Here is a 26,464-nt window from a genome sequence, read left to right on the forward strand (position 1 = left end):
GAGAACACGATGCAAACAGTAACCAGAGCAGGACTTATCATCATCTTGCTGTTGAACATAGGGCTGCGCGCAAAGGCCCAGCAGAACATACAGTTCAGCCAGTATATCTTTAACGGCCTGAGCGTGAACCCGGCCTACGCAGGCTACAAGGAAGACCTGTACGTAAATGCGGTGTACCGTCACCAGTGGGCGGATTTCCCGGGTGCGCCCCGCACCGGCGGCGTATCCATAGACGGTGTGACCCGCGCGCCCGACAACCGGGTAGGGCTGGGGGTGCAAATGTTGTTTGACAAGCTGGGCCCGCAGGAAGCGTTGTCGCTGTACGGCAACTACTCCTACCGCATTCCCCTGGACAACGAGGACACCCGGCGTTTGTGCGTGGGCATAGGAGGCGGTGTTACCCAGTACTCAATAGATGGTACCGCCCTGCAGTATACAGACAATGATGATGTGGCCCTGCCCAACGGCAAGAGAAGCGTGTGGGTGCCGGATGCCCGCTTCGGCATCTACTACTATACGCCGCGGTTCTATGCAGGCGCTTCCGTAATGGATTTGTTCTCCCTGTACACGGATGCCACGCGCTATTCCTGGAAGGGAAACAACTATTCCACCATCCGTAAAACACAGCACCTGTATGTAACCACCGGCGCCATGTTCCCCCTGTCGGAAAACCTGCAGTTGAAGCCCTCCATCCTGGTAAAGGAAGATTTTAAGGGGCCCACCAACCTGGACCTGAATGCTTTCCTGCTGATCAGCGAGAAGTTGTGGCTCGGCGCATCCTACCGGACGGGCGTAAAACTGTGGAACAAGTCCAACCTGCCCACGGACCTGGAGCAGTTGAACGCCGCCAGCATTATGGCAGAGTACTACGCCGGGGACCGGCTGCGCATCGGCTATGCGTATGACCTCAACATCAACAAGATGGCCGGCTACCAGGGTGGTTCGCACGAAATATCGCTCGGGTTTTTATTCCCCTCCAAACGGTTTACGGTACAGAGCCCGCGGTATTTCTAAAGTAAAACACCGTAAAAAAATTATTTACGAATGAAACGCAGTTTAACAATAGCCCTGTTTATCATGCTGCCTGCAGCGCTGTACAGCCAGGAGCAGAAGAGCGTGCGGCAACTGGCCGAAGAAGCTTATGCCCGCGAGGAGTATGCCGTGGCGGGCGCGCTTTACGGGCGCATGGCCCGCAGCAAAAAGGACAAGCTGCCGGTGGAGCAGTGGATGAAGCTGGCGCGCTCCTACCAGGAGATCGGTTACCTGGAAGAGGCGGCCGGCTACTACCAGCATATCACCTCCCGGCCGGACTGTCCGCCTGCGGCCTACTTTGGCTATGGAGAGGTGCTGCGGCAGCAGGAGCGGTATGAAGCCGCCAGGCAGCAGTATAGCAGGTTTGCCACCACGAATGCAGACAGCCTGCAGTTGAAGGCAGTGGCCCTGCAAAGCTGCGACAGCGCTATTGCCTGGGCTGCCCATCCTGCCAGCATACAGCTCAGGCCATTGAAAGAGCTGAACACCCCCGGCTCCGACCTGGTGAACGGCACCGTGGAAAAGGGCCTGCTGCTCATGTCCAATGGCTACCTGGACGCAGGCCCGGCTGCAGACCGGCGCACAGAAGAACCTTATTACAAAGCTTATGTATACCGGCAGTATACGCAGGGCAATGGAAATATGTACCTCCGGGAACTGCTGCCATCGCTGCTGGAGAAATACCGCTACCACATCGGCCCGGTTTGCATGAGCCGGAATGAAGATACCCTGTATGCCAGCGTCAATATACAGGGCAAAGATATCCCGGGCGACCGGAAAGGGCCGGTGAACGGTATCCGGCGCCTGCAACTGTACCAGTCCGTCAAAACAGGCGGGCAATGGAGCGCGCTGGCGCCCATGGAGGCGCTGAACGTGGAAGGCTATGCATCCAGCCATGCCGTATTGAACAGCGCCGGCGATGTATTATACTTTATCTCGGACCGCCCGGGCGGCCAGGGGCAAATGGACATCTGGTACTGCGAAAAGCAGGCAGACGGCAACTGGGGCGCGCCCGTAAACTGCGGCGACAAGATCAATACCCCGGCCGACGAAACCTTCCCGACCGTGAACGAGGACGGCATCCTGTACTTCTCCAGCAGGGGACATACGGGCATGGGCGGTTATGATATTTACCGCGCTAAAGGAGCAAAGGGCAACTGGGAAGATCCGCAGAACATGAAAGCGCCGTTCAATTCCGGCGCTGATGAAATAGGGCTGGTGCTGAACCGCAGCGGCCAGGAAGGTTACCTCGCGTCCAGCAGGCCCGGTGGGCAGGGACGGGATGATATTTACTACTTTACGGACCCGGATTACTTTAACCGCTTGAACGGTAATAACAACAACGCCGGCAATCAACCCGGCGCAGACGGTAACCAACCCGGCCCGGTAACGGAACCCGGCAAGGGCCAGCAACCCCCCGCAACGGTGGAAAGGAAGCTCACAGCCGAAGAAGAGAAAGACCTGCGGGAACTGGAACAGTTGCAGTTCTTGTATGACTACAACAGCGCTGCCCTGCTGGCCGAGTCCCGGCAGTTGCTGGACAGGGTGGCCGCAGTGCTGAAACGCCGCCCGGACTGGAAACTGCTGATCCTGTCCTTCGCGGACAGCCGTGGGTCTAACCAGTATAACGTAGATCTCTCTGCATTACGCTGCTTCGCCGTGATCGATTACCTGGCGGGCAAAGGCATAGACCCCGGGCGGCTGTACTACAATAACATGGGCGAGCAGCACCCGGTGAACGGCTGCAAGGACGGAGTACCGTGCAGCGAGCCGGAATACCGGCAGAACCGGCGCTCCGAGCTGAAAGTGAGATGGTAATTTTTTTGTTGGCATAATAGCGGGGGGACTACATATGGATAGAAAGCATGTATGCGCTGAACGCGCATGCTGGTACATTAAAAAAACAAACGGTACCGCCATTCCTGGCGGTAACTTTTTTCAGGCGCTCCCGGTTTCCCGGGCCCGGGGCTATAACACTAAAATGCATTGAATATCAGCCGCAGATGTTATAGCTTCGTCTTCCGCATGAAATCATTTGTCAAGCATGTGATCAACACCGGTATCCGGCCGGAATACCCCTTTGAGGAGCAGAAAAAGATCCGGTCCCTGAACGTAGGCGGTCTTATCGGGGCAGTACTGGCCGTTACCTACTGCGGTCTGAATATTTTCACAGCGCATTACCTGCTGGCGCTCTGCTATTTCCTGCTGCTGCTGCTCATACAGGTCATTTTCCTGCTGCAGCATTACGGTGCGCGGCGCCTGGTGCGTTTTATGGGCATATTCGGCATTATCATTTTCTGTGGGTTTATTGGGTTGGGGTACCAGAACAGCACGGAGCTGCTGCTGCTGTCCAACGTGGCGGTGATCGTGCTGCTGCTGGATTCCTGGTGGCTGATAGGCGTGCTGACCCTGCTGGATATGTTCGCCTTTATTTTCGTCTGCATCTACAATGCCGGCCATCCCCCGCTGATAGAGCCGCTGCCGCCTTCCCGGAATATTATCAGCGTGATATCCTTTTTTGTGCTCACGGGCATGGCCCTGTTATACTACAAGTACGAGCAGCAGCGCTACCGCGAGCGGCTGGAGGCGCTGAACCGGCAGAACGAGGAAAAGGCCCTCCGCCTGGAGAACCTGAACCGCGCCAAGGAAAAGATACTGTCCATCCTCGCGCATGACCTGCGCCAACCCCTCACCTCCATGAAATCGCTGCTGCTGCTGGATGAAGACCTGTCGCCGGACCTGTTCAAAGATTTTGCCGCCAGGGCCAGGAACAGCCTGGATAATGTGCTCCTGAGCCTGGAGAACACGCTGCGCTGGTCGCATACCCAGTTGAAAGGCATGAGCGCCAATCCCCGCTACTGCAGCGTGTACGACATACTGGACCAGTTGCACGACCAGTTTACCCCGCAGTTGCAGGAAAAGCAACTGTCATTCAGCCTGTCCGTTACAAAGGATACCCTGGCCTATGCCGATGCTGATCACCTGGCGATCATTTTAAGAAACCTGCTGTCAAACGCGGTGAAGTTTACGCCCCGGGAAGGCAGCATCACCGCCACGGTAAAAGCGGTGAACGGGGAAGTGGAGATCAGCATGGCCGATAGCGGCATCGGGATGGATGCGCCGCTACAGGAGCGCCTGTTTGACCTGGAGCAGCATTTTACCCGCTATGGCACGGACAATGAACATGGCACCGGCCTGGGGTTGCTGGTGGTAAAAGAGCTTACGGAGCTGAATCACGGCCGCGTGCACCTTTCCAGCGAAACCGGGAAAGGCTCCGTGTTCAGCATCCTGCTGCCCGCCTCCGCTACTTAGCTCCGCCGGTCAATATACAACGATTGTATTACGCGGCCGTTACCGTGTAAGCCTTATATTTACAATAATACCCGATGTCCGTGAATGAAACCCTGGCGCCCTGACCGTTAGTTATTTGTACTACAGATGATCCCAGTTATCAGATATATATGATACCCGAAGTCTTGTAACCGGCATGGCCTGTCACTGCAGGCGATGGTTGGTTATTTTATAGAAAGGTTAAAACGGAACGGATCGCCACTCCTGGCGATCCATTTTCTTTTTAAAAGGAGGGCCGGTCTACCAGCCTGCAGGGATTCTTCAGGTGGGCTTTCTTTTTCTGCAGGATCAGCTTTATCATATCCGCGCCCATTTTGGTGAAGTCCGAAGAGATGGTGGCGATGCCGTTGGCCGCTATTTCCTTCATAGGGGTATCGTTGTAGGAAAGAATGCCGATATCCTTGCCCAGCTTCAGGGAGCCGGCGGCTATTTTCTTTACCAGGTACACCAGGTCCTGGTCATGAGCCAGTACGTACAGCTCTCCTTTTGCAGGGCGTTTGTTGCGGGCATGCGCAATCACTTCCGATGCCAGGCCGGTATCCTTGCAGAACCGGCGGAAGCCTTTTTCCACCTGCTTCAGGTTGTAAAAGGCGGGGCCCTGCACCAGCACCAGCTTGCGGTACTTGCGGCGTATTTTGGCCTCCGCCTGCCGCAGCACGCGGTAAATATCCTCTTCAAAGTACTGGCACACGGAGGGGTAGCGCGCGCCCCAGTCGTTATAGCCTACGTCCAGTATGTATATTTTATCCTGCGGCAGTTTTTTAAGGGAAGCCTGCATGCCTTTATCCTGCAGGGGCATAATGATGTACGCGGTGTAGCGGCCGGCGCTCTGCGATACCAGCGTGTCAAACACTTCCATGTTGTTGTGGTGGAAATAAATATTCACCACGCCGTGGCCGTCCAGCGCCTGTTTGATGCCTTCGTAAATGTTTTCCTTGTAGGCCGTGAGGCTGTTGAACAGCACAAATATGTTGTGCCGGGAATTGGTATGCGCGCTGGCTACAAAATACCCTTTATACTTCACGGCGGAGATAATGCCGGTTTGTTTCAGGTGCTCAAAGGCCTGCACTACTGTTTTCTTGGCAATGCCCGTGCTGAGGCTTACCTCGTTCACGGAAGGCAGCTTGTCGCCTATCTGCAATTGCCGGTCGTCAATAGCGCTGATAATGGACTGTATGATCTGCTGGTACTTAGGTGCTCCTGACGAATGATTAAGTGAAATGATCGTTTGCATGCGTAACTGTACTATACTATACTCCAAAATAAGCAAAAAGCGAAAAGCATAAAGCAAAAAGCTGATTTCCGCGGATAGATTCGCTACGAGCAGCTTTCTGCTTTCTGCTTTTCGCTTTCTGCCTTACTCAAACAGCCAGTCCAGCTTTTGCGCACCGGCGGCCCCCAGTCCTGCATCATAGGCCGGTATTTCCTGGCGGCCGTCCATAAAGCCCAGTATCAGGCAGGCGCCTTTGCCCAGCGCCAGCGTGTGCTGCCCGGCATCAAAGTAATAGGTGTGTATATTCACCGGCGGCAGGCCTTTGATGATAAGCGCATTGGCAATGCGCACGGTGGCCTGCCCGTAATTGTCCGCGCCGGCGTCTGTTTCCAGGTCCGGCTCCTGCAGGTAGCCTTTGTGCCCGCCCTTGAAAAAGCCCACCACCACTTTTACCGGCCGGCTGGCATGGAAGCGCAGGGTAGTACCTGCGGACCGCTGCTGCTGCAGGGAGCCGCGCAGCGCCTGTAGCGGCTGCAGGGCTGGGGCGATGGCCTGTACCTGCAAAGTGGTGTCCGTGAAGGGCTGCTGGCCCGTGGCGGGCTGGTAATGATCGCCGTTGGGCGATTGTAATGCCACTTCCGCCGGCTGCAGGCGCAGTTGCCGCGCAGGCTGGCCGTTGGGGCCGCGGTGATCTGCCTGCTTTAAGGAGTCCAGCCGCTGCCGGAAGGTGTGCAGCTCCGCCTCGTAAAAGGGCAGCAGCTCCGTCCAGGTTTTGTTATGTCCGCCGCTGCCGCTTACGGGCACTTTGCGCTGCCCGGTCTGCATGCTGTTGGCATACAGGTAGGTATCTTTTGTAAGGTTGGCCAGCTCGCGGTAATGCGCCACGCTTTGTTGCAGGTAAGGCAATGCTTTTTCCAGGTCCTGCAGCTCCTGCGAGTAGCCGTAGCGCAGCACCAGCAGGGCCGCCTGCGCTTTGGCGGCAAAGCAGCGGGCCAGGGCGCGGTAGCAGTGCATATCATTGCGCAGGCGCGCAAATTCCGCTTCCGCTTGCCGGCCGGCCGGCGCTGCCCGTTCAATGGCCGCTACGGCCAGCTCCCCGTGCCGGGTCACTTCTTCCGCTATCTGCACCGGCGTTTCCCCCGTATGCGGCCGCTGCTGCCATTCCTTTGCGGCATAGGTCAGCAGGGTTTCGCCTTCCGGCCCGTCGGAGTTGTACAGCTCCGGCCACACGCGGTATTTGTCCGGGTTGATCAACTGCGGCATGGTCATGCCCAACGTAAGCGTTTGGCGGTTACCGTTAGTAATGCCAAAGCGGCGCAGCAGCTTGGGCGCTATCTCCCCGGCCTGCTCGTAGGCTTCCAGTATATCCTTACCCGCTCCCTTGCTGCCAAACTGCGCATCCAGCAGGCGGCTCCAGTACCGGTCTTCTTCCTGGCGGGGGCGGTGGCAGTTCCATGCATAGCGCGCCCAGGCCATGTACCAGAGGCGGTCCCGGTCCGTTTGCCGGAGGCGGGGTGTGGCCTTGTCCGCTGTATAGGGCCAGTCCCAGTAGGATGATTCCGGGTACAGGTGCAGACCGTTGGCCCCATGTATGGTATGCATGGCCTGCACGCATTTTTGGATGAAGGCGGTGGCGCCGTAGCGGAAAGGCTCCAGGTTGGCCAGTATGTGCACGTTATCTATATGGGCGGCGGCCAGGCGGCTCAGGTCCCGGTGCATGGCGGCCCAAGGGCCGCGGGGCGTGTAGGTGGTGAGCGCCTCGCCATTGTATTTGTTCATGGTGTACAGGTTGGGGTACAGGGGGCGGGCGGCCGCCATTACCTGCTGCGGGTTGGTATCATGGCCGCGCAGCACAATGGGCGGCAGGTCTTTTTTGCCCAGGGCCTGCAGGCCGTCCTTTACGCCGGGAATGATGGTGTTGGTAAACCATTCCACATCCATCCCGTCTCCCTCCATGGCTTCGCCCAGTGTTACCAGCAGGCCCACGTTGGGATACTTTGCTACAAAGGCCGCAATGGATTTCCGGGTATAGTCCGCTATCAGCGGGGTGATGGGCCGCCTGCGGTCCTGCGTGGCCAGGCCGTGCTTTTCCGCAAAGGGTTTGGAGAGGATGATGTTATAGAACATCTGTATCACCCATATGCCGCGGCGGTCCGCTTCTTCCGTCAGGAAGCGGTACATTTCCTCGTTGCGGCGGAAGGTGGCGCTGTCTACCTCCACGGCGTAAGGATACTCCTTCAGGCGCACCAGCGATGCAAAGGGATGCCCGTTCCAGAGGTACAGGGAGTTCATGCGGTTGGCGGCCAGCATGTCCAGGTACTGTATCCACTGTTGCTTATCGTACAGCCAGGGAAATTCCTGCGGGGTGTAAGGGTATTCATATACATGCCTGCCGGGCAGGTAAGCGGTTTTCTGGATGCCCACGCAGGCGCCGCGCAGCACCATTTCCGGCTGGTCCGTAAAGGAGAGCTGTTCCGGCAGGGCGCCGCTGCTGCGCACCCGTTCCGCCAGCTCCAGGCAGCCATACAGGGCGCCGCTGGCATCCGCGCCGGCAATCAGGGCGCGCCGGTCCTTCACACGGATGGCAAAGCCTTCCCTGCCCGGTGTTTTGGCCGGGGACAGTTTGAACTGGCGGCCGGCTTGCTGTATGGAAGGATCATCCCCGGTGCCGATCATGATGATGTGGATGCCCGGCGGGGCGCTGCGCCATTCCACGTTGGTGAGGCGGTAGCCTGCCGCCTCCAGGGCCTTGCCCAGTTGCTCCCTGCCGTAGGTGATACGGGGAGAGGGGCGGCTGCCGGTGAGCAGCAATACGGTTTTATCGTGTGAAAGGGGGCTGCTGATGCCCTGCATTGCCCAATGGCTGAAAAGAATGGTTAAAAACAGGAAATGTTTCATCATAACGTTCTGCTTACGCGGTCTTTTTATCTGCTGTTACGGTACATCTGTCATCTTACTTCCTACATCTTGCTTCCTATTTCCTCCAATACCTCCCGGTTCAGTTTCACCCTCACCATGCCAATGGGGTGGAAGCGTTCCGTGTTTTTAATAGCTGCATACAGGATGGTATACCGGTCGTCGCCTTCCGGTATCAGGCAAAGCGGCGTGCGCATAATGTCCCACCACTTCTTCACCTTGTCCTGTATGGGCAGGTAGCGTGCTTTTGTCCAGTGCAGGCCGTCTTTGGAGAGGGTATAGCCTATCATGTTGGGCAGGTGCAGCCCAAAGCCTTCCGGTCCCCCGTCAAAAACGGCGATATACAGCCCGTTGGGCAGCCGGCTCACGATGGGGTTTTCCACGAAAGTGGGATGGATGGACGTCACCGGGTTTACCGTGGTATCCATCCGTGTCCAGGGCCCTTCCATGCTGCCGGAGTGGGCCAGGCCTATGTACCAGGCGCGTCCCGTTTTGTTGGGATAATCTTGCAGGCTGGCGTAAGGGTAGGCGCCGGCGTAAAAGGCCATCCATTCATCGCCCACCGGGTAGGGAAAAAAGGAGGCCACGCCCTGCCGCCCTTCCCAGGGCTGGCTGTCCAGGCCCGGCTCCATAATGATGTTGATATCCTTATACGGTCCGCCAATGCCTTCCAGGCCCTCCTGTACGGATTCCGCGCGCCAGATGCGGCCAAAGCAGTGGTTCGGCTCTATTTCCTTGTGCACGGTGTAGGCCAGGTAATAGCCGTACCAGCGGTGCTGCGCTTTATTGAATACAGGCATAAAGGACCAGATAGCGCCCCGGCGGTCGTTCATCGGGTTGTCGTCTTCCGTAAGCGCATAGCGGCCGCTGGCTTCGTAGAGCGTGGAGCGGCGCGTCCAGTGGATGGCGTCCGTGCTGGTCCAGTGGCCGATGCGGGTCTTTACGCGGTCGTAGTAGGCGCCTATGCCCGCCTGGCCGGCCCTTTCGGTAGGAAACAGGTGGTAGGTGCCGTTTATTTTCACGCAGGCTCCGCCTTCAAAGCCGCCCTGTATGCCGGCTGTGCCGGGCATACCTTCGCTGATCACGGGCTTGTCCGGTCCGTCCAGTATCTCGAAGAGCGGCTTTTCATCCGCCGGCGCTTTGTATGCCTGCCGGCCGGGCGCCTGTAGTATGATGCGGAAAACGTAGGCAATATCCGAAGGCAGGCGGGTGTGGGCCGGTATGGTCAGGGCCAGGGACTCGTCCGTCAACTGGTAAGGGCAGTGCTTCAGCGCCTTGAGGCCCAGCAGCTCCAGGGATTTGATGTCGCCCAGCACGCCGCGGTGCAGGGCTTCCAGGTGCACGGTGTTGCCGTCGCCGGGCCAGTCCAGGAAGATGGCGTACAGGGTGTCGCCGCGGCGGGTATAGTGCACGCGCTGTCCCTCCGGCGTGGTTTCCCCGTATTGGGTAAAAGGCCGGGTGTTGTAGATGGATTCCCCGAAGGACCACATCCAGCGGCCCACGCCAAACAGCTCCTCCTGCTGGTTTTCCGGGATGGTGCCGTCTGCTTTGGGCGAGAGGTTCAGCAGCAGTTGCCCGTTCTTGCTCACCACTTCAATGATCTTCTGCACGATCTCTTTGGCGCTGCGTATCTGCAGGCCTTCGGTATATCCCCAGGAAAAGATGTTGCCCTTGCCAATGGAGTAATCGCAGAGCCAGGGCTCGGCGATAATATGATCGGGATTGCTGTTCTCATGGTCTACCATGCCGATGCCTGCGGGAATGTCTTCCCCTTTGTAGGTCATGGTTACGGCCTGCCCGCGTTGTTCCGCTGCGTTAAAATAGTGGGCCAGGTATTGCTGTTTGTATTTTTCCGGTATCTGTTCCAGCCAGGAATCAAAGTACATGATGTCCGGGTGGTATTTGTCCACCACCTCGTTGCACTTGTCGCGCCACATTTTCAGCCATTCTTCATGCGGCATGGGCGTGCCGTAGAGCTTTGCGTATTTCGGATCGGCTGCGGCCCATTCCGGTTTGGGTTTTACGTAGCCGTAATTCAGTTCATGGTGCAGGGATACAAAAAATTTCATGCCTCTTTTGCGGATGGCTTTTGCCAGCTCGCCCACCACGTCGCGGTGCGGCCCCATGTTTTTTGCATTAAAAGGCGTGAGCTGGCTGTCCCACATAGAAAACCCGTCGTGATGCTCGCCTACCGGCCCGGCAAAGCGCGCCCCGGTCTTTACAAAAAGGTCGGCCCATTCATCCGCGTTAAAGCGTTCTCCTTTGAATAGGGGAATAAAATCATGGTAGCCGAATTTCGTGAGCGGGCCGTAAAGCGCCACATGCCGCTGGTAGGTGCCCAGCTTGGCGTAGCCGGAATCCACGTGCATGTGTTTGTAATAATGCTCGTTGTTATAGGCCGGTACGGCGTACACGCCCCAGTGGCAATAGATGCCGAATTTGGCGTCGCGTATCCATTCCGGCACGCCGGTGTGCTGCTGCAGGGAGCGCCAGTCCGGCTCGTAGTGGATCTTTTGCTGCGCAAATAATGTCTGAAAGGAAGTACATACCAGCGGTAAAAATAACAGCATGTGCCGGCATGCCAGTAAGAAAGCATTCTTCATAACCCGGTTTTAGCAGGCCATTATATATAATGGCTAAATTGGAACAGCGGTCAGGATTATAACGGGAAGACCAGGTTGACAATAGATTTCAATTTGCAAGCTAGTGTTTTTTTTCCTGCTATACTATACTATGTTACAAAATTCCGGCAAAAAGTCTTTTGACAACGTTGCCGGCAACGATTGCGTAAAAAAATTGCTGTGTTCGTGCGTTATTTAAATGAATATTTCTGTAGCTTGATCCCGGGATTACGCTCCTGTTTTGCCGGAGCCATCACCGGGAACATGCAGCATTCCCGGTAATAAGGGGAAGATCAAAAACAAATTCCGTTAGTTATGAAAAATATGCACCTGAGGATTGTCAGCATTTTTTTAATTGTCTGACAGACACCAACAACAGTTATCACCTATTCTATCAACTATTAGTCTCCACCAAAATCATTAAACAATGGTTACTCAGCTACTTTTTGGTAAGCGTTTTACCACGGGGGGTATACTATTACTTGTATGCTTTTATTTATTTCACGTAGTGCCTGCCTATGCACAAACTTCAGAGGTGAGGGTGAGGGGAAAAGTATTATCTGAAACCGGGGAAGAGATCCCCGGCGTTACCGTTCGCGTAAAGGACGGAACACTGGGCACCGTTACGGATGCCGACGGTAATTATTCCATCCGCGTGCCCAATGGCAGCGCGGTGCTGGTATTTTCCCTGGTGGGCAACGCGCCCCTGGAAGTACCGGTGGATAACCGGGAATCGCTCAATGTAACGATGAAAAGCTCGGCCACCGAATTGTCAGAAACCGTGATCGTTGGTTACGGCGCGCAAAAGAAATTACATATGACCGGCGCCATCTCCACTATCAAAGCCAGCGAGGTGGAAGACCTGCCGGTAGGCAACCTGGGCGCAGCTTTGCAGGGCCGCGTACTGGGCCTGGGCGTAAGCGGCGGTACTGCGCGTCCCGGCTCTCCTGCATCCCTGACCATCCGCAACCCGGCCACCTTCTCCAAGGATGGCGGCAACCTGGACCCGCTGTATGTAATTGACGGCGTGATACAGGTAACCGGCGATGGTAAGAATGACGCCACGCAGTTCAACAACCTGGACCCTTCCGAAGTGGAGAGCATCACCATCCTGAAAGATGCTTCTGCCGCTATCTACGGCTCCAGGGCCGCACATGGCGTAGTGATCGTCACCACCAAACGCGGCCAGGCCGGCAAGCCCAGGATCAGCTATAGCGGTTCCTATGGTATCAATGATGAGGCCTACCGCTCTAAAATGATGAGTGCCTACGGCTTTGCACGGTACATTAATATCATGAACGGCCCGAATGGCGCCGACAGGGATCCTACCGACCAGAACTCCTTCTTCTCGCAGGATGAGCTGGACCATTTCAGGACCATCAATTACGACTGGCTGGACCCCGTATGGAGCAGCGCTTCCAACATGCGCCATACGCTGAACGTCAGCGGCGGTACAGACCGGGGCACCTATTTTGCCAGCGCCTCTTACTATACGCAGGACGGTAACCTGGCCAGCCTGGATTATGATAAATGGACCTTCCGCGCCGGGGCCGACATGAAAGTGGCGGCCGGCCTGAAAGCAGGGTTGCAGGTGGCCGGCAACTTCTCCAACCTGACCAAGACCTTTAACAAGATAGGCGGGGAGAATGCGGAAAATGATTACCGCAACCTGATGCTTACGCCGCGTTACCTGCCTCCGTATGTAGACGGGTACCCCGTGAAGATACCCGGCACCGACCAGTATTCCGGGTATCATTTCTATGAGATCGAGCGGATGGGCAACCTGTCCATTACAAAGGACAAAACACTGAGCGTAAATGTATACGCGGAATACGAGCTGCCCTTTGTAACCGGGTTGAAAGCCAGGGTAAATTATTCCCGGTATTTCACCGGCTCCAATGCCTCACAGTTGGGCACCATCTACCAGTTATATGAGTTCAACACCACCGGTGAGCATGGTCATATCTATGACCAGGGCGCTACGCCGAAGCTTCCCGGGAAAAATTACAAGAACGGCGACCGCCTGTACTATTCCAATGTAAACGGCGAAACGGAACAGATCAACTTCACGTTGAGCTATGCCCGCCAGTTTGGCAAGCATAACGTAAGCGGCCTGTTCTCCGTGGAAAGGGGAGAGGCCTACTCCAGCCAGCAGGATGTATGGAAAGAAAGCCCCATTGCAGCAACCAACGGGCAGTTTGGCAGCGCTTTCGGCGCCATTGACGGTAAGACCGCCGGCTCAGAGTCTGCTACTTTAGGCTATATAGGACGGGTGAATTACAGCTATGACGACCGCTACCTGGCCGAGGTCCTGTTCCGCACAGACGCCTCCACGCACTTTGCGCCGGAGCACTACTGGGGCAATTTCTATTCCGTATCTGCCGGCTGGGTGATCTCCAATGAATCTTTCTTTAATACGAAAACGGTCAATTTCCTGAAGCTGAGATATTCCGCCGGTTTGCTGGGCGCTGATGATACCAAAGCATGGCAGTGGCGGCAGCGTTACACGTTCCAGGGCGGCAAGGGCGCCGTATTTGGCGGCAATTCCAACCTGACCACCGGTATGAAAATGGAAGCTTCGCCCAACAGGAATGCCACATGGAGCGATGAGTTCAAGAACAACCTGGGCGTGGATGCCCGTTTCCTGGACAGCCGCCTTTCCTTAACCCTGGAAGGCTTCTATAATAAAGCCACGAATATGCTGATGGAAAGAACTGCTACCGTGCCGCTGACCGTAGGCGGTACCCTGGCGGCAGAGAACTGGGGCAAGATGGATTTCTACGGCTATGAGATCGCTGTGGGATGGAACGACCGGATCGGCAATGATTTCAACTACGGCATTGACCTTCGCTTTACCTGGTATGACAACAAATGGAAGCAGGGCAACTTCGCAGAAACGGATAAATACTATCCCTGGAACAAACAGGCGGGAAAATCGGATGATATCGGCGTATGGGGACATGATTACCTGGGCATGTTCAAAACCCAGGCGGATGTAGATGCTTATGTAAAGGAATACGGCATCACTTCCGTATTTGGAACCGAGGCGGAAGACCTGCGGCCGGGCATGCTGTACTACCGGGATGTAAGAGGCGCGCTGCAGCCGGATGGCACCTTTGCCGGCCCCGACGGCATTATTGACGATAATGACCAGATACAACTGGCCAAAAAAGAGAACAATCACTATGGCTTTGGCGTTACGCTGAAGGCCGGTTACAAAGGCATCGGCTTTGATTGCGTGATCGGCGGGTCTTTTGGCGGCTGGTCTGAAATAGACACCAAGTCCAGGGACAGGATTGAGACCTCCATCAACCGGGCCTTCCAGAGCCGCCCGGTGTACTGGGAGGATATTTATGACCCGGAGCTGAATCCCGGCGGCAAGTATCCCAATCCCTACTGGGAGGACATCAACCTCGGCCCCACCTCTGAATTCTGGCGCGTAAGCGCTTTCAGGATGGGCATACGGAACGCCAACCTGAACTACTCGCTGCCTAAAAGGGTGACAGAGCGGCTGCGTATCAGCAATGCACGTTTCAGCCTCACGATGCTGAACCCGCTCTACTTCTTTAACCCGTTTGACTATAAGGCTCCGGAAGGCGCTTATGATGAGTTCCCGAACCTGAGGACGTACTCTTTTGGTGTTAATCTTACACTCTAATCACTATGACAAAGCAAACAATGCAACATAATAAAATAGTAATAGCAGCCGCCCTGCTGCTGGCAGCGCTGGCAGGCTGTAAAAAGGACTTCCTCGAAGAGAAGCGGGACCTGGGCGGGGTGAACGAGGAAGTATTCCAGGACTCCACGCTGGCCCAGGCTTACGTGGATTATGTGTATGGCCTGTTCCTGCCAGGCAGCAAGTCCGAGTCCATGACCTGGAACCTGGCCACGAATAACAGCCAGTTCACGCAAACCACGGAGGAACTGGCAGGGCAAACCAACTGGAACAGGGAATGGGCCGCCATCTCTTACCTGAACGGGCACGCGCTGGGCTATTTTGGCGAAGCGCTGCCTACCAGCATACGAAACAATACCTGGACGCGGTTGAAGCAGATCAACCTGTTCTTTGATAACATTGATAATTACGGGCTGCCCCTGTATACCCGCAGGAAACTGAAAGGGCAATTGTTTTTCTGGAGGGCCTGGCAGTACTTCGACCTGGTAAGGCTGTACGGCGGCGTGCCTTTGGTATTGCATGCGCAGGACCCGGTGCTGTCCGGCGGCGAATCGCTGGAAATTCCGCGCAGCACTTCCTCCGCCTGTATTGAGCAGATCGTGTCCGACCTGGACTCTGCTATGGCCATGCTGCCGGGCCGCTGGCCCAGCGGCGGGGATTGGGGCCGGATCACCGCTGGTGCTGCCGCCGCCCTGAAAGGCCGCGTGCTGCTTACCTGGGCCAGTCCGCTGTTCAACCGGGCAGATGACCGGGCACGCTGGAAAAGGGCTTATGACGCCAACGCAGCCGCCAAAGCACTGCTGGAGGCCAATGGTTTTGGCCTGTACAAAACCGGCGATCTTGCCAACGCCACTGCCTGGGAAAATATGTTCACCACGGAGGTAGACAACCCCGAAGCCGTGATCGTGTTCGGCTTTAACAACGTAATATCCGACCAGGTGCAGAAATGGAATGGCTGGGAAAATGACGCCCGTCCCAAGGAAATATTCGGCGGTGGCTCTTTAAGCCCTACCAAACAGATGCTGGACGCGTTCCCCATGAAGGACGGCAAGATGCCCGGCGCCTCGAACTACACCTACGATCCGCTGAAATTCTATAAGAACAGGGACCCGCGTTTCTATAAAACATTCGCCTATAACGGGGCGCTGTGGCCTTACCGCGAAAACCCGCAGTACAGGCTCTGGACCTACCGCTGGTTTAACAAAGATGCAGACGCCACCCCCGGCAATACGACCGAACAACGCGGCGCCAATAGCAGCGGCATCTATGTTCGTAAAGCCACTGCTGCAAACGCCAGCATCGCAAACGGTGATTTCGAGACCAGTGGTACCGACTATATGGAAATGCGTTTTGCAGAGGTGCTCCTGAACCTGGCGGAAAGCGCCGTCGGCAACGATAACATCGGGGAAGGACTGGAATACGTGAAAGCCATCCGCGAAAGGGCCGGCGTGGAGAACGCAGACGGCGCCTATGGCCTGAGCGGCATCGCCGGCCGGGACGAGGCTTTTGCCGCCGTGCTCAATGAAAGGAAGATAGAGCTGGCCTACGAGGGCAAACGCTTCTGGGACCTGCGCCGCTGGATGCTGTTCAACAACGATTACGGCACCTGCTCCCGCCTGGGCGTGCAGCCCCTGAACGGTATGCGCAGAACCGGTATCTACATTTATGTAAAGACCACGGAGGGAACAAAGTACAGCGGCGGCAAAGATAAGGACCCCCTGTACAAGGTGCAGTACACCAATCCCGATGGTACGATCATCGCGCCCCGCGAGCCGGAAACCTTTCCCCCGGGCATTAATAACCAGGATGAGTACGTGGATTTCCTGTATGACAATTACTTTGTGATCATGGAAAAGGATGACCTGGACCCGACCAACAACGACTGGAAATTTACCTGGTATAATGCATATTATTTCTTTGGTCTGAACCAGACCGCTTTGAATAATGCGCCTTACCTGGAGCAAACACAGGGTTGGGACGGCCTTACCGGCGCCGGCTCCTTTGACCCGCTGAAATAACGGAAACCAGCTTAAACAAATGATACCATGAAGAGGAGGAAGGTAATTTTATTGGCATTGATAACCTGGGGCACGCTGCATACCGCAAGGGCGCAGTATCCCACCATTCCTAAAGATGTGAAGGCGGCCAGCGAGGCCGCGCTGAAAGAAGCCGTGCGCCTGTCGGACGAAGCCTGGGAAAAGGCATTGCCCATTGTACAGGAAGAAGCGAAACACGGTAAACCGTATGTGCCCTGGGCATCACGGCCCATGGACCTGCCGCAGGCGGATATCCCCGCTTTCCCCGGTGCGGAAGGCGGCGGCGCCTATACCGCCGGTGGCCGTGGCGGTAAAGTGTACGTGGTGACCAGCCTGGCAGACCGCGGCCCCGGCACCCTGCGCGAGGCCTGTGAAAAAGGCGGCGCCCGCATCATTGTATTTAACGTGGCCGGGATCATCCGGCTGAAAAGCCCGTTGATCATCCGGGCGCCCTACATCACCATTGCAGGGCAAACCGCTCCCGGCGATGGCGTGTGCGTGGCCGGTGAGTCCGTATGGATCAATACGCATGATGTGATCATCCGCTACATGCGCTTCCGCCGCGGCGCTACCGATGTGGGCCGCCGGGACGATGCGCTGGGCGGCAACCCGGTGGGCAACATCATCATCGATCATTGCTCTACGAGCTGGGGCCTGGATGAGAACATCTCCATGTACCGGCATATGTATGATCCCGGTGACGGTTCCAAAGAGGAAAAGCTGCCTACGGTGAATATCACCATCCAGAACTGTATCTCCTCTGAAGCGCTGGCCACTTATAACCACGCTTTCGGCAGCACCCTGGGCGGCGAGAACTGTACGTTCATGCGCAACCTCTGGGCCTGCAATACCGGCCGTAATCCTTCCATCGGCTGGTATGGCCAGTTCAATTTCGTGAACAACGTGATATTCAACTGGCATCACCGCAGCATGGATGGCGGCGATTACCGCGCACTATATAACATCATCAACAACTATTACAAGCCCGGCCCCAGCACACCGAAGGACGAGCCGGTGGGCCACCGTATCCTGAAGCCGGAATCCGGCCGCAGCAAGCTGCCCTACCAGGTGTTCGGCCGCTGTTACGTGAATGGCAACATCATGGAAGGCCATGAAAAGGTGACCAAAGACAACTGGGCCGGCGGCGTACAGATAGAGGATATGCCGGATGCGGGCCACTACCGCGATGATATGCGGGTGGCGAAACCCTTCCCCCTGCCGCCTATGCGGGTGATGTCCGCCCGCGAAGCCTATAAATTTGTGCTGGACAATGCAGGCGCCACGCTGCCCCGCCGCGATCCCGTGGATACCCGCGTGATAGCGCAGGTGCGCACCGGTAAGATCCGGTACAGGGAGGGATCGGAAACCAGTGTAGGCACTGAGTACATTAAACGCCGCCTGCCGGAGGACGCCTACAAACAGGGCGTTATTTTCGATGTAAGCCAGGTAGGCGGTTACCCGGAATATAAAGGCACGCCTTACCGGGATGCAGACAGCGATGGCATGCCGGATACCTGGGAAACCAAACATGGCCTGAACCCGCACGACGCATCCGATGCCGTGAAGGATATGAACGGCGACGGCTATACCAACATTGAGAAATTCATTAATGGTATCAACCCGGAGCAGAAAATGGACTGGAAGAACCCGAAGAACAACATTAACACACTAATTGGTAAAACAGGCGGCCAGTGGGGCCGTTGATAACAATATACTGGTATGAAAAGGTTTCTGTATTTATTTTTATCAGGATGGCTGCTGGCTGCAGCGCCGGCGCAGGCGCAAACCAGCGCTGACGCGGATGCGGAATACACCCGGGTGATCACCCGGCGCGCCGATAAGATCGTGACGCCGCTGGAGCTGAAGGACAAGGACAAAGCGCTGCAGGTGCGGGACATCATCGTGGCGCAGTACCGCTACCTCAACGAGGTGCATACTGCCCGCGATACGCAGATCAAGGCGGCCAAAGCGGAGCTGAAAGAGGACAAGGATGCCCTGGAGGTCCGCCGGAAAGCCATTGAAGAAGCGGCTGAGCGCAAGCTGGACGAGCGCCACCAGGAGTACCTGGCCCGGCTTTCCGCAAAGCTTACGCCGCAGCAGGTAGACCAGGTGAAGGACGGCATGACCTACGGCGTGGCGCCGCTCACTTACCGCGTGTACAACGAGATACTGCCCAACCTGACGGAGCAGCAGAAAAAGCAGATCAAAGACTGGCTGGAGGAAGCGCGGGAGCACGCCATGGATGCGGGATCATCAAAGAAGAAACATTGGTGGTTTGGAAAATACAAAGGCCGCATCAACAACTATCTTTCTGCGGCCGGCTATAATATGAAGGAAGAAGAAAAGAAGTGGAAAGAACGGGAAAAGATATGAAGTAAGAAGTAAGATGCAGGAAGTCTTACTTCATACTTCTTACTTCAAAAAAACACCTGATGAATCAAAGACTCAGACTAACTACCATATTAATCTTACTGGTAGCTTCGGTGCATGCGCAAAAAAAGCCGAAGCAGCCAAAACCCCTGCCGCCGGTATCCCAGGATGCCGGCGGCAGGTTAGTATATGTATCGGACGCGCAGGGCAACCGCGTACCGGATTTTTCCTATTGCGGTTATATGGCCAGCGAACAGCCCATCCCCCGGGTGCCGGTACGCATGGTGGTGCCGCCCGTAAAAGGCGACGCTACCCTGCCCATACAGGCGGCGCTGGACTATGTGGCGGCATTGCCGCCCGATGCACAGGGGTTTCGCGGGGCTGTGTTGCTGGGGCCGGGGCAGTATACCATTAACGGCAGCCTGCTGATACGCGCCTCCGGCGTAGTGCTGCGCGGCAGCGGCATGGGGGAGCAGGGCACCGTACTGCTGGGAGCCGGTACCACCCGGCAAACACTGCTGCGTATTGCCGGTAAGAACGACCGGCAGGTAGCAGCGCCGGTAAGGATCACTGCTGCTTATGTGCCGGTGAATGCGCGAACCCTGGAGCTGGCTGCTGTAAAGGGGTTGAAGGCGGGTGACCCCGTGCTCGTGCATCGCCCCTCCACTAAAGCATGGATACAGGAGCTAAGCATGGACCACCTGGGCGGCGGCCTTACCACCCTGGCCTGGAAGCCCGGTGAGCGCGATATTTACTGGGACCGCACCATAGTAGCGGTAGACGGTAATACCGTTACGCTGGATGCGCCGCTTACCACCGCGCTGGACACCGCTTATGGCGGCGGTACGCTGGCCGCTTACCAGTGGCCGGGCCGCATCAGCCGCGCCGGCGTGGAAAACCTGCGTTGTGTGTCTGCCTGGGACCATCGCAGCCCTAAAGATGAAGATCACCGCTGGATGGCCATTACCCTGGAAAATGTAAGCGATGCCTGGGTGCGCCAGGTCTCCTTTGCGCATTTCGCCGGCTCGGCCGTGGCGGTGCTGGAAACGGCCCGCCGCGTAACGGTGGAAGATTGTAAATCGCTGTCGCCCGTGTCTGAAACAGGCGGGCAACGCCGGTATACCTTCCATACCTCCGGGCAGCAAACGCTTTTCCAGCGCTGTTATTCGGAATACGGTTATCACGATTTTTCCGCCGGCTTTTGTGCAGCCGGTCCCAATGCGTTTGTGCAATGTGATGCGCACCGGCCCCTTAGCTACAGCGGCGCCATTGACAGTTGGGCCTCCGGCCTGCTGCTGGATGTGGTGAATATTGACGGGCAGGCGTTGGGCTTTCCCAACCGGGGGCAGGATGGCCAGGGTGCGGGCTGGAGCGCCGCCAACAGCATGTTGTGGCAATGCAGCGCCGCGCTGGTATACTGCACCCGTCCGCCCACCGCTGCCAACTGGGCGTTTGGCACCTGGGCGCAGTTCACCGGGGATGGCTACTGGGGGGAATCCAATGAGCATATCCGTCCGCGCAGCCTGTACTACGCGCAACTGGCGGAACGCCTCGGCCGGGATGTATCGCAGCAGGCGCAGTTGATGCCCGTCGGTTCCGAAGCATCCAGCAGCCCTACCGTGGAGCAGGCGGCGGAGCTGACAGCCGCCGCAGAGGAGCCCCTGCTGCAGTTGCAGGAATGGATAGACCTGTCCGCGCAGCGGAACCCCATCCCGGTAGCGCATAACGGCATCAAAACGATCAACGATATTGGCTATACGAAGCCTGCTGCGCCTGTTGCCGCTCCGCCGATGCAGATCAGCAGCGGCTGGCTGGTGCGCGGCCGCACCGTGCTGGCCGGCCGCCATTATGAAGTGCCCTGGTGGCGCGGCAATGTGAGGCCCGACGGCATACAGGAAGCCCGCCCGCACATCACCCGTTTTGTGCCCGGCCGTACCGGTACGGGGCTGACGGACGACCTGCAGGAAGTGGCCGCCTGGATGAAGGAAAAGAACTTTGTTTCACTGGAGCACAATTACGGCCTCTGGTACGAGCGCCGCCGCGACGATCATGAGCGCGTGCGCCGCCTGGACGGGGATGTATGGCCGCCCTTTTGCGAGCTGCCTTTTGCCCGCAGCGGGCAGGGAACCGCCTGGGACGGGTTGAGCAAATATGATCTTACAAAGTATAATCGCTGGTACTGGCGCCGGCTGCAGCAGTTTGCCGGCCTGGCAGACCAGCAGGGGCTGGTGCTGGTGCACCAGGATTATTTCCAGCACAACATACTGGAAGCCGGCGCGCACTGGGCGGATTTTCCCTGGCGGCCGGCCAACAACATCAACGGGACCGGCTTCCCGGAACCGCCGCCCTATGCAGGCGATAAACGCATTTTCCTTGACGCGCAGTTCTATGATGTAAGCCACCCGGCGCGACAACCGCTGCACCGCGCATATATCCGCCGGTGCATGGAGAACTTCGCCAACAACAACGGCGTGATCCATTATACCGGGGCGGAATTTACCGGTCCCCTGTCCTTTGTGCAATATTGGATAGACGTGGTCCTGGAATGGGAAAAAGAGACCGGTAAAAAAGCCACCCTGGGTCTGAGCGTGACAAAGGATGTGCAGGACGCCATACTGGCCGATCCTGTACGCTCCAAAGCAATATCCGTGATAGATATCCGCCAGTGGCATTATGAGCCGGATGGCAGCCTGTATGCGCCCAAAGGGGGGCAGCACCTGGCACCCCGCCAGCATGCGCGGCTGCTGAAGCCGAAGGACAGCAATTTTGAGCAGGTGTACCGCGCCGTGCGCGAGTACCGGGAGCGTTACCCGGACAAGGCGGTGATCTATTCCGCCGGCAGGTACGATGCCTGGGCCTGGGCGGCCTTTATGGCCGGCGGCTCCCTGGCGGCCATACCCGCCGTCGATGATGATGGCTTCCTGCAGGCCGCATCCGCCATGCAGCCGGTAGACCTGCCCGCTGCGCCGCAGGGGCAATGGGCACTGGGTAATAACGCAAAGGGATATATTATTTACAACCGCACGCCCGGCAAGGTAGCGCTGAACCTGGCAGCCCTGGCCGGTACCTGCCATATAGCATGGATAGACCCGGAAAACGGCCGTATCCTGGAAAAGGAAAAGGTAAAGGGCGGCCGGCAGCTAAGCCTGCAAAGCCCCGCCGCAGGGCCGGTAGTGCTATGGATCAAAAAAGGATAATCATGCATAGGATCAATACGATACTGTTTTTGTTATTACTCGCGCCGGGCATTAGCGCCGGGGCGCAATCGCAACGTACCGGCCGCCTGCAGGTATCGGCCAACGGCCGGTATATCACCACCGCTTCCGGCGCGCCCTTTTTCTGGCTGGGCGATACGGGCTGGCTGCTGTTCAACAAGCTGAACCGGGACGATGCGGAAAAATACCTGGAAGACCGCCGGGAAAAAGGCTTCAACGTGATTCAGGCAATGCTGGTGCACAACGCCCGGCAGGTAAATGCCTATGGCGACTCCGCCCTGCATAACCGGGATGTGACGCAGCCGGCCGTTACAGCAGGCAATGATGTGGCGGATGCGGCGCAGTATGATTACTGGGACCACGTGGACTACATCGTTGACAAAGCAGCGGAAAAAGGCATCTACATGGCGCTGGTGCCGGTATGGGGCAGCAATGTAAAGGCCGGGTTGGTGAACCGGCAGCAGGCAAAGACCTATGCTGCCTGGCTGGCCGCCCGCTATAAGGACCGCCCCAACATCATCTGGCTGAATGGCGGCGACATTAAGGGCAGCGACTCTACGGAGGTCTGGAAAGTGCTGGGCCATACCCTGCGCGCGCAGGACCCGCATCATTTGATCACCTTCCATCCGCGCGGGCGCACACCGTCTTCGCAGTGGTTTCATAATGAGCCCTGGCTGGACTTTAATATGTTCCAGTCCGGCCACCGCAGGTACAACCAGGACACGTCTGCCAATGAGCAGTTGCATTATGGAGAGGACAACTGGAAATACGTTGCCGCGGATTACCGGGAAAAGCCTGCGAAACCCACGCTGGATGGAGAGCCTTCCTATGAAGGTATTCCCCAGGGCCTGCATAACCCTTCGGAGCCGTACTGGACAGACAGTGATGTGCGGCGCTACGGCTACTGGTCCGTATTTGCCGGCGGCGCGGGCTACACCTACGGGCACAATGCAGTGATGCAGATGCACCGCCCCGGCGATACGGAGGGCAATTACGGTGTAAAGGATTACTGGTATAACGCAATCAATGACCCCGGCGCGGAGCAGATGGTGCACCTGAAAAAACTGTTGCTGTCCCGCCCGTATTTTGAGCGGGTGCCGGACCAGTCGCTGATAGCCGGGGACCCCGGTGAGCGCTACAACCGCCTGCTGGCCACCAGGGGGCAGCAATACGCTTTTATATACACTTACAACGGCCGCACCATGCAGGTACGCATGGGCAAAATTGCCGGCGATTCCGTAAAGGCGTCCTGGTATGATCCCCGCAACGGGCAGCTAAGGCCCGTCGGCAAATTCCGCAACAAAGGCATTGCCACCTTTGACCCGCCCGGTGAACAGCGCAACGGCAATGACTGGGTGCTGGTGCTGGATACGGATGTGCCGGGCCGGGAAGTATACCTGTTCACCTCGTTCCGCGAACCGGCTACCGATGGCCTGCATTTCCTGTACAGCTATGACGGTTATCACTGGCTGGACATGGGCCGTTCCTTCCTGCACCCGGAAATTGGCGCCAATAAACTGATGCGCGATCCCTCCATGGTACAGGGGCCGGACGGCACTTTCCACCTGGTGTGGACCAGCGGCTGGAAAGGCGACAAAGGCTTCGGCTATGCCAGCTCCAAAGACCTGCTGCACTGGTCGGAGCAGCAGTTTATTCCCGTAATGGAGCAGGAGCCCAACACAGTAAACGTGTGGGCGCCGGAGTTATATTATGACGAGGCCACCGCGCAGTTCATTATCATCTGGGCCTCCACCATTCCGCACCGTTTTCCACGGGGTGCAGAAGCGGAGGATAACAACCACCGCATGTATTATGTCACCACGAAGGACTTTAAAACATTCTCCCCCGCCAAACTGTTTCTGGACCCCGGTTTCAGCGTTATCGACGCCGTGATCATGCAGCAGGCGGCCGGGAAATACGTGCTGGTGCTGAAAGATAATACCCGCCCGGAAAGGAATATCAAAGTAGCTTTTGGCAACAAGGCGCTGGGACCGTATACCGGCGTGTCGGCCCCTTTCACCGGGCATTTTACAGAAGGACCTACGGTGACGAAGGCAGGAAAGGACTGGCTCATCTACTTTGATGCCTACCGCGATAAAGCATACGGCGCGGTAAAGACAACGGATTTTAAAACATTCACGGACATATCAGCGGATGTGCTGGTGCCGGAAGGGCACAAGCACGGTACGATCATTAAAGTAAAGGAAACAGTGCTGGATCAATTGTTAGTGTCACCCCCCTCCGGGGATACCGTACATTATACCGGTCACACGCGTGTAAATATCGACTATCATCACGGGCAGTTGAGCCCGGCTATGGGCGTGCACAACATACAGGTGATGCGCGCCAACCGCGAGCACCCGGAAAAAGCCGATGGCATGGGATGGACCTACAACCACGCCCCCATGCTGGCCTACTGGAACCATACTTTTTACCTGGAATACCTGAGCGACAAGGTAGGGGAGCATATTCCGCCGGGGCAAACCCTGCTGGTCACCTCAAAGGATGGCTACAACTGGGAAAAGCCGGTCGTACTGTTCCCGCCCTATAAAATTCCTGACGGCACTACCAAGGACGGGTATCCCGGCGTGGCAAAGGACCTGTATGCCGTTATGCACCAGCGCATGGGCTTTTATACGTCAAAGCAAAAGCGCCTGCTGGCACTGGCCTACTACGGCATTTGCCTGGACATCAAAGATGATCCCAATGACGGGAAGGGCATTGGCCGCGTAGTGCGGGAAATATTGCCGGACGGGCGTTTCGGGCCGATCTATTTCATTCGTTACAACCACGGCTGGAATGCGCAGAACACCTCCTACCCGTTTTATACGGAAAGCAGGGACAAAGGATTTGTTGCCGCCTGTAACGAGCTGCTGGCCGATCCGCTGGCCACCCAGCAGTGGAACGAGGAAGCGGACCGGGACGATCCCCTGATACCGCTGAAGAAACAATACAAGGCGCTTAGCTATTATCACCTGCCGGATGGCCGCGTGGCAGGCTTGTGGAAACATGCCGTGACCGCTATCAGTAATGACAACGGCAAAACCTGGCCAGAGTCTGCCCATAGGGCGCCCGGCTTTGTGAACGCCAATGCCAAGATATGGGGGCAGCGTACTTCCGACGGCCGCTATGCTACGGTATACAATCCTTCGGACTACCGCTGGCCGCTGGGCATTTCCACCAGCAGGGACGGGCTGGAATATACCAACCTGCTGCTGGTGCACGGGGAAATATCGCCCCTGCGCTATCACGGTCATTTCAAGGACTACGGACCGCAGTATGTGCGCGGCATTACGGAAGGCAACGGTACGCCGCCGGATGGCAAGCTGTGGGTAACCTACAGCATGAGCAAGGAAGATATCTGGGTGTCCTCCATACCCGTACCGGTAAAAGGAGCCGCCACGGAACCGGTGAATGAAGTGTTCAAACACATGGACCCTGCCACAGCCCTGGAAAAATGGAACATTTACAGTCCCCAATGGTCGCCGGTAAAAATGGAGCAGGGCGCTGACGGCCCGGCGCTGGTGCTGCGGGATTGGGACCGTTATGACTATGCGAAAGCAGAGCGCCTGTTCCCCGCCACGCAACAGGGCACGGTAGCGTTTTCCGTTACGCCGGCGCAGAACAACAAGGGCATGCTGCAGGCAGAGCTGCAGGATGCAAAAGGCAGCCCCGCCATCCGGCTGATCTTTGACGCCGACAGCCTGCTGCATGCCAAGGCCGGCGCCAAGTTCAAAAACCTTTTGCGTTACGAAGCCGGCAAGACCTATAACATTCGTATCACCTTCAATACCGTCAGCCGTTTTTATACCGTGAACGTAAACGGCAAAGACGTGCTTACCCAACTCACCTTTGCGCCGGTGCACGGCCTGGAGCGCATGGTGTTCCGCACCGGCATGCCGCGTCATTTCCCGAATGCAGATACGCCTGCTGCGCAAACCTACGACCTGCCGCAGGCCGGGGAGCCGGAAGAAGAAGCTGTTTTTTATATCGGATCATTGAAAACCAGTAAATAGACCTGGCAGGTTTTTGAA

The 26,464-nt window shown here is 56.9% G+C and carries 12 protein-coding genes; 9 read left to right on the forward strand and 3 right to left on the reverse strand.

Annotated features, from left to right (window positions below):
- Positions 1-9 precede the first annotated feature (9 nt).
- The 3 genes from LX66_RS11640 (at position 10) to LX66_RS11650 (ending at position 4,344) form a co-directional block, all read left to right on the forward strand.
- Complete coding sequence (locus LX66_RS11640; protein ID WP_145713368.1) at positions 10-1,014, forward strand: PorP/SprF family type IX secretion system membrane protein; 1,005 nt, start codon at positions 10-12, stop codon at positions 1,012-1,014.
- A gap of 30 nt (positions 1,015-1,044) precedes the next feature.
- A complete protein-coding gene (locus LX66_RS11645; protein ID WP_145713370.1) occupies positions 1,045-2,850 on the forward strand; it encodes an OmpA family protein in 1,806 nt (601 codons plus the stop codon).
- Positions 2,851-3,057: 207 nt separating this feature from the next.
- Entirely contained in the window at positions 3,058-4,344 is a 1,287-nt protein-coding gene (locus tag LX66_RS11650) for a sensor histidine kinase (protein WP_145713372.1), read from the forward strand.
- A gap of 262 nt (positions 4,345-4,606) precedes the next feature.
- On the opposite strand, the gene LX66_RS11655 is transcribed toward LX66_RS11650, so the two are convergent.
- The 3 genes from LX66_RS11655 to LX66_RS11665 all read right to left on the reverse strand — a co-directional run bounded on the left by LX66_RS11655 (position 4,607) and on the right by LX66_RS11665 (position 11,115).
- The gene (locus LX66_RS11655) at positions 4,607-5,617 is read right to left on the reverse strand and encodes a GntR family transcriptional regulator (RefSeq protein ID WP_145713374.1); all 1,011 of its coding nucleotides are present in this window, start codon (positions 5,615-5,617) and stop codon (positions 4,607-4,609) included.
- Between the two features lie 123 nt (positions 5,618-5,740).
- Positions 5,741-8,497 (reverse strand): alpha-d-galacturonidase, encoded by a 2,757-nt coding sequence (locus LX66_RS11660; protein ID WP_244620376.1) that lies wholly within the window; start codon positions 8,495-8,497, stop codon positions 5,741-5,743.
- A 59-nt stretch (positions 8,498-8,556) separates the two neighbouring features.
- Positions 8,557-11,115: an alpha-L-fucosidase gene (locus LX66_RS11665; protein ID WP_145713376.1), complete on the reverse strand. Its 2,559-nt coding sequence runs from the start codon at positions 11,113-11,115 to the stop codon at positions 8,557-8,559.
- A gap of 445 nt (positions 11,116-11,560) precedes the next feature.
- On the opposite strand from LX66_RS11665, the gene LX66_RS11670 reads away from it, so the two are divergent.
- Genes LX66_RS11670 through LX66_RS28360 form a run of 6 tightly spaced genes read left to right on the forward strand, consistent with a single transcriptional unit; the run spans position 11,561 to position 26,446 of the window.
- Positions 11,561-14,791, forward strand: coding sequence for a SusC/RagA family TonB-linked outer membrane protein (locus LX66_RS11670; RefSeq protein WP_145713378.1), 3,231 nt, complete (start codon positions 11,561-11,563; stop codon positions 14,789-14,791).
- A gap of 5 nt (positions 14,792-14,796) precedes the next feature.
- Positions 14,797-16,827 carry a RagB/SusD family nutrient uptake outer membrane protein gene (locus tag LX66_RS11675; protein WP_211366180.1) on the forward strand — a complete coding sequence of 677 codons (2,031 nt, stop codon included), beginning with the start codon at positions 14,797-14,799 and terminating at the stop codon, positions 16,825-16,827.
- A gap of 27 nt (positions 16,828-16,854) precedes the next feature.
- Positions 16,855-18,549 (forward strand): pectate lyase family protein, encoded by a 1,695-nt coding sequence (locus tag LX66_RS11680; protein ID WP_145713380.1) that lies wholly within the window; start codon positions 16,855-16,857, stop codon positions 18,547-18,549.
- Between the two features lie 15 nt (positions 18,550-18,564).
- Positions 18,565-19,218, forward strand: coding sequence for a DUF3826 domain-containing protein (locus LX66_RS11685; RefSeq protein ID WP_145713382.1), 654 nt, complete (start codon positions 18,565-18,567; stop codon positions 19,216-19,218).
- A gap of 59 nt (positions 19,219-19,277) precedes the next feature.
- Complete coding sequence (locus LX66_RS11690; protein ID WP_145713384.1) at positions 19,278-22,412, forward strand: DUF6298 domain-containing protein; 3,135 nt, start codon at positions 19,278-19,280, stop codon at positions 22,410-22,412.
- Positions 22,413-22,414: 2 nt separating this feature from the next.
- Positions 22,415-26,446, forward strand: coding sequence for an apiosidase-like domain-containing protein (locus LX66_RS28360; RefSeq protein ID WP_211366183.1), 4,032 nt, complete (start codon positions 22,415-22,417; stop codon positions 26,444-26,446).
- The last annotated feature ends 18 nt before the right edge of the window (positions 26,447-26,464 follow it).

Origin of the sequence: Chitinophaga japonensis, assembly GCF_007830125.1 — a bacterium.
Classification (GTDB): domain Bacteria; phylum Bacteroidota; class Bacteroidia; order Chitinophagales; family Chitinophagaceae; genus Chitinophaga; species Chitinophaga japonensis.

Coding starts and splice junctions, on each gene's coding strand:
- LX66_RS11640 (WP_145713368.1), top strand. CDS start 10: ATGCAAACAGTAACCAGAGCAGGACTTATCATCATCTTGCTGTTGAAC.
- LX66_RS11645 (WP_145713370.1), top strand. CDS start 1,045: ATGAAACGCAGTTTAACAATAGCCCTGTTTATCATGCTGCCTGCAGCG.
- LX66_RS11650 (WP_145713372.1), top strand. CDS start 3,058: ATGAAATCATTTGTCAAGCATGTGATCAACACCGGTATCCGGCCGGAA.
- LX66_RS11655 (WP_145713374.1), bottom strand. CDS start 5,617: ATGCAAACGATCATTTCACTTAATCATTCGTCAGGAGCACCTAAGTAC.
- LX66_RS11660 (WP_244620376.1), bottom strand. CDS start 8,497: ATGATGAAACATTTCCTGTTTTTAACCATTCTTTTCAGCCATTGGGCA.
- LX66_RS11665 (WP_145713376.1), bottom strand. CDS start 11,115: ATGAAGAATGCTTTCTTACTGGCATGCCGGCACATGCTGTTATTTTTA.
- LX66_RS11670 (WP_145713378.1), top strand. CDS start 11,561: ATGGTTACTCAGCTACTTTTTGGTAAGCGTTTTACCACGGGGGGTATA.
- LX66_RS11675 (WP_211366180.1), top strand. CDS start 14,797: ATGACAAAGCAAACAATGCAACATAATAAAATAGTAATAGCAGCCGCC.
- LX66_RS11680 (WP_145713380.1), top strand. CDS start 16,855: ATGAAGAGGAGGAAGGTAATTTTATTGGCATTGATAACCTGGGGCACG.
- LX66_RS11685 (WP_145713382.1), top strand. CDS start 18,565: ATGAAAAGGTTTCTGTATTTATTTTTATCAGGATGGCTGCTGGCTGCA.
- LX66_RS11690 (WP_145713384.1), top strand. CDS start 19,278: ATGAATCAAAGACTCAGACTAACTACCATATTAATCTTACTGGTAGCT.
- LX66_RS28360 (WP_211366183.1), top strand. CDS start 22,415: ATGCATAGGATCAATACGATACTGTTTTTGTTATTACTCGCGCCGGGC.